A 6,177-nucleotide genomic window follows, 5' to 3' on the forward strand; every position below is an offset into this window, starting at 1 on the left:
TTTCTATTGAACCGCGAAGCGCGCGAGCGCCTCGCGGTCGATATCGATACCTAGCCCCGGTCTGTCAGGCACCCGCACGAAACCCTTCTCGTGCTCGATCGGCTCCTTCAAAATCGCCTGCCGGATCGGATGCTCGGTGCGGTCGAACTCGAGCATCGGTTCGATCGGCGCAAGCGAGGTCGGCGTGTGTGACGGCAGCACGGCGAGGAGCTGGAGCGAGGCCGCGATCGCGATCCCGGTGCCCCAGACATGCGGATTGTAGCGGATGCCGAACGCCTCGCTCATGTCGGCGATCTTCTTGCATTCGGAGAGGCCACCCGCGGCGCAGGTGTCGGGCTGGGCGATGTCCAGCGCATGCGATGCGAACAGGTCGCGAAAACCGAAACGGGTGAATTCGCATTCGCCGCCGGCGATGGGAATCGTCAGCGCGGATCGTACCGCGCGATATCCCGCGACATCCTCCGGCGGCACCGGCTCCTCGAACCAGCCGATGTCGTAGCGCTCAATCATGCGGCCGAGCCGGATCGCCGCCACTGCGTCATAGGCGTGGTTCGCATCGACCATCAGCGCGACATCCAGGCCGATCGCCTCGCGCACCGCGCGGGTGACCGCGGCGTCCTCGGCGATGCCGAAGCCGACCTTCAGCTTCACGGCGCGGAAACCCTCCGCGGCGTAGCCGGCCGCTTCCTCCGGCAGGTATTTGAGCGGATCGCCTGATTTGCGCCGGTAGAGCCCGGTCGCATAGGCCGCTATCTCCTTGCGCGCGGCGCCGCCGAGAAGCTGATGCGCTGGCACGCCGAAATGCTTGCCCTTGATGTCCCACAACGCGATATCGATGCCGCTCAGGCCCTGGATCACGACGCCCTTCTGGCCGTGATCGCGCAAGCGTGCGTAGACCATCTGCCACAGCACGTCGGTGCGCAGCGGATCCTCGCCGATCAGCAAGGGCGCGATGCTCTGCACCACCGCCGCCGTCATCCGCGCCGGCCCGTAGCATTCGCCCCAGCCGGTCAATCCGTCATCCGTCTCGATCTCGACCAGCATCGCGGTGCGCGTGTCGTACCAGGCGCGCGAATAGGCGAAGGGCTGCGAGAGCTTTGCTTCGAGGATGTGCGTGCGCACCTTGGTGATCTTCATCGCCGATGTTCCTTCAATCCGTTCACCGCGCCTCGTCCAGCACGCACGTCACCGTGCAGACGACGCCGCGCGGCAGGAAGTCGACGGTCGCCTCGCCGCCGAGCTGGTCGCGCGCGCTGCGCTCGATCAGGCGCGATCCGAAACCGCGCTGCACCGGCTCCGTCACCGGCGGTCCGCCGATCTCGCTCCAGATCAGCCGCAGCCGGGGCTTCGGCGTGTCGGCGATGACCTCCCATTCCAGCGTGACCCGGCCGGTCTCGTTCGACAGCGCGCCGTATTTCGCGGCGTTGGTGGCGATCTCGTGCACGATCATCGACAGCACCACGGCGAGCCGCGGCGACAGCGGCACGGTGGGGCCGGCCATGCGGATGCGATCGGGATTGCTCAGCAGGAACGGCTGGAGCACGCGCGCGATCACGTCCCTCAGCTCCGAGCCCGCCCATTTCTCCTGGCTCAGGAGATTATGCGCCTCGGCGAGCGCACCGAGCCGTCCCTCGAACTTGGTCCGCTCGTCCCGGCTTGAACTTCGGAAGGTCTGCACTGCGATCGCCTGCATCAAGGCCAGCGTGTTCTTGACGCGATGGTTGAGCTCCTCGATCAGCAGATTGTGCAGCATCTCGCCGCGCGCGATCGTGGTCGCCATCCGCACCGCGAAGGTCAGGCCGGTCAGCAGCAGGATGCCGCCGATCAGGCTGGTGATCGCGATGTCGCGCCAGAGCGGGGCGATCAGCGATCTCTCGGCGACACCGGCCACGACCGTCCAGCCGGTCAGCCGCGATCTCGTATAGGCGGAGGACAGCGCGACGCCGTCGAGCGAAACGGTGGAGAGGGTCGCCTCCGGCGTCCGGGCCATCGCATCGTTCAGTGCGCCGGAGGCCTGCTTGCCGAACGTCTCGGCCGGATTGGGCGCGCGCGCGAACACGCGACCCTTGGTGTCCAGCAGCGACACCGTCCACTGATCGTTCGGCCGCTGCTGCTCGACCAGTTTCTGGAATGTCGCGATCGGCGGGCTGAAGGAGAGCGCGTAGACGACCTCATCGTTGCGCAGCACGGGAACCTCGACGGTCACGATCGGCCGGTTCTTGGTCGAGCCGGTGAACAGGTCGGAATATTGCGGTGACTTGCTCGCAAATACCCGCTCGACGATCTCGCGATTGTTGCGGGGTGGCAGGTTTGTCGTTTCACTCGTGACGGTCGAGAACAGCTGGTGCCCGCTCCCGTCCGCCACCAGCAGGACGCTGTCCTCGCCATATTGGCTGATGAACCCGGTTGCCAGCCGGCGGAAGTCGTCGAAGTCGCCGCTTTGCAGGGCGTTGCTGAGCGCCAGCACCTGCAAGCCGCCGGTCATCCGCTGCACTTCGGAATCGAGCACGAGGCGCATGCTTCGCACCGTCTCCAGCACGCGTCGTGTCGCGTCGCTGCGGTCCTGGCGATAGTTGGAATAGGCAATACCGACCGCAAAGACGATCAGCGGCAACATCGTTCCCGTGACCAGAAGAGCGAGCCGGACCGGCAGAGTGAGCTTTGACAAACGCGGGCGTCCCGGTTCCAGCGCAGCGGCGCCGGATTATGATTTTGGGGAGACCATACGGGTGAGACTTCCACCGCGCCACGATTTTCGCGTCCGGCGAGCACGTCAGGGAGAGATTTTGCAGCGCGGTCGCGGGCGTCAAGTCGCGCACCGAGGCTGAAAGCGGCATGAAGACCGTCAGGTCTGCACGTCCAACTGAGGAGGATGACGCAGTTCTGATTTTGTGGGCCGTGCCCGCCGTTCTGGTGCTCGGCGGCGGAATTTATCTGGTCGGCCATATGCACTACAACGACGGGCCCTCGCGATCGATCGCGAGGGCCCGTTCTTGTTGAGACGCAGCTCAGAGATTGCTCTCGGTGATCGCCGCATAGACCATGCTGCGCAGTTCGCGCCGGAGCGGATAGGCGCTCGACGGCAGCACCTGCGTCATGAAGATGGTGATCAGCTCTTCGGCCGGGTCGATCCAGAACGAGGTCGTGGCCGCACCGCCCCAATTATATTCGCCCGGGCTGCCGGCGATCAGCGTCTCCGCCGGCCGCATGGTCACGGCGAAGCCGAGGCCGAAGCCGATGCCGTTATAGGTGGCTTCCGAAAACAGCGAGCGCGACACCTCCGGCAGCGCGCGGCCGCCTGGAATGTGGTTGCTCGTCATCAGCGCCAGCGTCTTCGGCCCGAGCAGGCGGACGCCGCCCAGCTCGCCGCCATTGAGCAGCGCGCGGCAGAAGGTGAGATAGTCGGCGACCGTCGAGCATAGTCCGCCGCCGCCCGAGATGAACGAGGGCGGCGACAGGAACGAGCTCTTGGTCGGGTCGTCCTGGAGCGTCAGGCCCTCGCGGCGCTGGCCGGCATGGAAGGTCATGCCRCCACCCGGGTCGGCGGAGTAGCAGGCGGCGAAGCGATGCGCCTTGGCGGCCGGCACGTGAAAATCAGTGTCGGTCATGCCGAGCGGATCGAGGATGCGCGTTTTAAGGAACTGCTCGAAGGGAATCCCGGAGATTTTTCCGACGAGATAGCCGAGCACGTCGGTCGCCACCGAGTAGTTCCAGGATTCGCCCGGCGAGAACTCCAGCGGAATTTTTGCCAGCGCCTCGATCATGCTCTGCAGCGTGCCTGACTTCTCGACCTCGCCGATCTTTTCGGTGCGATAGGCGGCATCGACGTTGGAACGCTGCTGGAAGCCGTAGGTGAGACCGGCGGTGTGCCGCAGCAGGTCGACGATCAGCATCGGCCGGGACGGCGGCCGGGTCAGGAAGGCCGGCGCGGTGCCGGCGACGAACACGCCGAGATCCTTCCATTCCGGAATGTATTTGGCGACGGGCTCGTCGATCGCCACGAGGCCTTGCTCGACCAGCATCATGAAGGCGACGCTGGTGAGCGGCTTGGTCATGGAATAGATGCGGTAAATGGTGTCGTCCTTGACCGGCGCCTTGCGCTCGACGTCGGCAAAGCCCTGCACCGAGCTGTGGGCGACCTTGCCGCGGCGATAGACCAGCAGGTGCGTGCCCGGGAAGCGGCCGGCATCGATGTAGCGGCTCTTCAGATGCGCATCGACGCGGTCGAGCGCGGCCTTGGACATGCCCACGGATTCGGGCGAGGCGGGGGTAGGGGCGAGCATCAGTTCCTCCGGGGCGTTTTGTCGGAAAGTTGATAGCGAAATGCCGGCCCCATTCCAAGCCGGTTGCGCTTAACGCGGCCGGGCCTGCTGGTGTAGGCTGCACTGTGGAACGCCTCCAAGGAGCCCATCCGGGCCAACGAGAAAATTCAGGGCAAACGCACCATGACCCAGTTCAACGAGACCGAACTCACCGAAGCCGTCGTCAAGAGCTTCGACAATACGCCTGATGCGCGGGCAAAATTCCTGCTCCAGGAATTGGTGAAGTCGCTGCACGATTACGTGAGCAAGACCGGTCTCACCTTCGAGGAATGGGAATACGCCATCGATTTCCTGACCCGCACCGGCCACAAATGCACCGACACAAGGCAGGAATTCATCCTGCTCTCCGACGTGCTCGGGGTCTCCATGCTGGTCGACGCCGTCAACCACAGGGATCGCGAGGGCGCCACCCAGACCACGGTGCTCGGCCCGTTCTATGTCGGCGAGCACAAGGTCACCGCGCACGGCACCGACATCTCGCCGAACAATCAGACCGGCGAACGGATGTTCGTGCAGAGCCGCGTCACCGACCTCAAGGGCAAGCCGCTTGCGGGCGTTCCCGTCGACGTCTGGCATGCCGACGATGACGGCTTCTACGATTCACAAAAACCGAACTACGACGAGGTCGGTGCCTCGGCGCGGGCGCGCTTCATCACCGACGCCGACGGCCGCTTCTTCTTCCGCACCATTTTGCCGTGCAGCTATCCGATCCCGACCGATGGCCCTGTCGGCGAGATGATCACGCAGACCAAGCGCCATCCGATGCGCCCCGCTCATGTGCACTTCCTCGTCAATGCGAAAGGCTATGAGCCGCTGATCACCCACGTCTTCATGGACGGCGACAAATATCTCGATTCCGACGTGGTGTTCGGCGTCAAGGACGACCTCGTCGCCAAGGTCGAGCCGCGCAACGACCCTGAGATGCCCGACGGCGCCAAGGCAAACGGGCAGTGGCACCTGATGACCTACGAATTCCACCTCAAGCCCGGCGGCGGCATGGCGCCGAAGCCGCTGGGGGTGAAGGCTGCGGAGCCGGCGTGAGGAATTCTCGCTAGAGCGCGCTTCTAGACCGCTCGGTAGTCAGGGCGCGTGCGACGTCCGCTGTGCTTCTGGTAGCTGCGCAACAGCGGACCTCACTGGATGTCCGAGTTGGGCCAACAACAAACATACTGCGAACATAAAGAAGACGCGAGGCGAGCCGGCCTTAACGCCCCCGGAGCGTCCCGATCAAGCAGGACGGATACCGCCTGTTCGTGCAGCGCGTGGGTTCACATGCCACTCCCTCCGCCACCGCCGCCGCCACCACCAGCTTGTCTGGACGCTTCGAGATTTCTGTCTAAACGACTGGGTTCATTAGGCGCGTAACCGAAAGCTCCCGGATAGCCCTTCTTCGATCCCATTGTTTGTAGCTCATGCAGCGGAGCGTAGCCGGGGACGCCCGGGTGATGTCTCTTAGAGATCTTATGCTGCAGACCAAGTGCTTTGCCTGGTACACCCTGCGCAAGCGCGGCTGGTGCGGCGGCGATGAGAGCGGCGGCACAAAGTGCGATGATCGTTGTCTTCACTTTTCGGTCCTCCCTCCTTGAAACAAAAGAGCCCGCGTAGCGGATTCAACGCCGTCACGACGGCATAGTCGAGCGCAAAAACGTCTAGCCGCAATCAACCTTTAAACCCGGCTAATCGCGCGATGTTTGGGCTATTTGGCCGATGTCGCATATGGGTCTTGGGTGTGTGCAAACGGATAGGTCGGCACGCGGCCGTGGTCGCCAATCGTTGCAGGCGGCCGATGTCTCGCGTCGGAGCGTCCAATGACTGGCCAAAGTGGGTATCGCGACGCGATATTGCGCTTTTGGAG

The 6,177-nt window shown here is 64.2% G+C and carries 4 protein-coding genes; 1 reads left to right on the plus strand and 3 read right to left on the minus strand.

What is annotated here, in order from left to right; translation table 11 throughout:
* Positions 1–3: 3 nt before the first annotated feature.
* The 3 genes from AB4Z51_RS38035 to AB4Z51_RS38045 form a co-directional block, all read right to left on the minus strand.
* Positions 4–1,137 (minus strand): mandelate racemase/muconate lactonizing enzyme family protein, encoded by a 1,134-nt coding sequence (locus AB4Z51_RS38035; protein ID WP_085404438.1) that lies wholly within the window; start codon positions 1,135–1,137, stop codon positions 4–6.
* Positions 1,138–1,159: 22 nt separating this feature from the next.
* Positions 1,160–2,617: a sensor histidine kinase gene (locus tag AB4Z51_RS38040; RefSeq protein ID WP_085404437.1), complete on the minus strand. Its 1,458-nt coding sequence runs from the start codon at positions 2,615–2,617 to the stop codon at positions 1,160–1,162.
* Between the two features lie 391 nt (positions 2,618–3,008).
* Positions 3,009–4,283 (minus strand): serine hydrolase domain-containing protein, encoded by a 1,275-nt coding sequence (locus AB4Z51_RS38045; protein ID WP_085404436.1) that lies wholly within the window; start codon positions 4,281–4,283, stop codon positions 3,009–3,011.
* A gap of 162 nt (positions 4,284–4,445) precedes the next feature.
* Between AB4Z51_RS38045 and AB4Z51_RS38050 the strand changes: the two genes are divergently transcribed.
* Complete coding sequence (locus tag AB4Z51_RS38050) at positions 4,446–5,363, plus strand: intradiol ring-cleavage dioxygenase (protein WP_085404435.1); 918 nt, start codon at positions 4,446–4,448, stop codon at positions 5,361–5,363.
* Positions 5,364–6,177 lie beyond the last annotated feature (814 nt).

Origin of the sequence: Bradyrhizobium sp. 2TAF36, assembly GCF_052114925.1 — a bacterium.
In the GTDB taxonomy this organism is placed as follows: domain Bacteria; phylum Pseudomonadota; class Alphaproteobacteria; order Rhizobiales; family Xanthobacteraceae; genus Bradyrhizobium; species Bradyrhizobium barranii.

What these genes read in the sequence shown, in the direction of transcription:
- AB4Z51_RS38035 (WP_085404438.1), bottom strand. Translation starts at nt 1,137, where the DNA reads ATGAAGATCACCAAGGTGCGCACGCACATCCTCGAAGCAAAGCTCTCG.
- AB4Z51_RS38040 (WP_085404437.1), bottom strand. Translation starts at nt 2,617, where the DNA reads ATGTTGCCGCTGATCGTCTTTGCGGTCGGTATTGCCTATTCCAACTAT.
- AB4Z51_RS38050 (WP_085404435.1), top strand. Translation starts at nt 4,446, where the DNA reads ATGACCCAGTTCAACGAGACCGAACTCACCGAAGCCGTCGTCAAGAGC.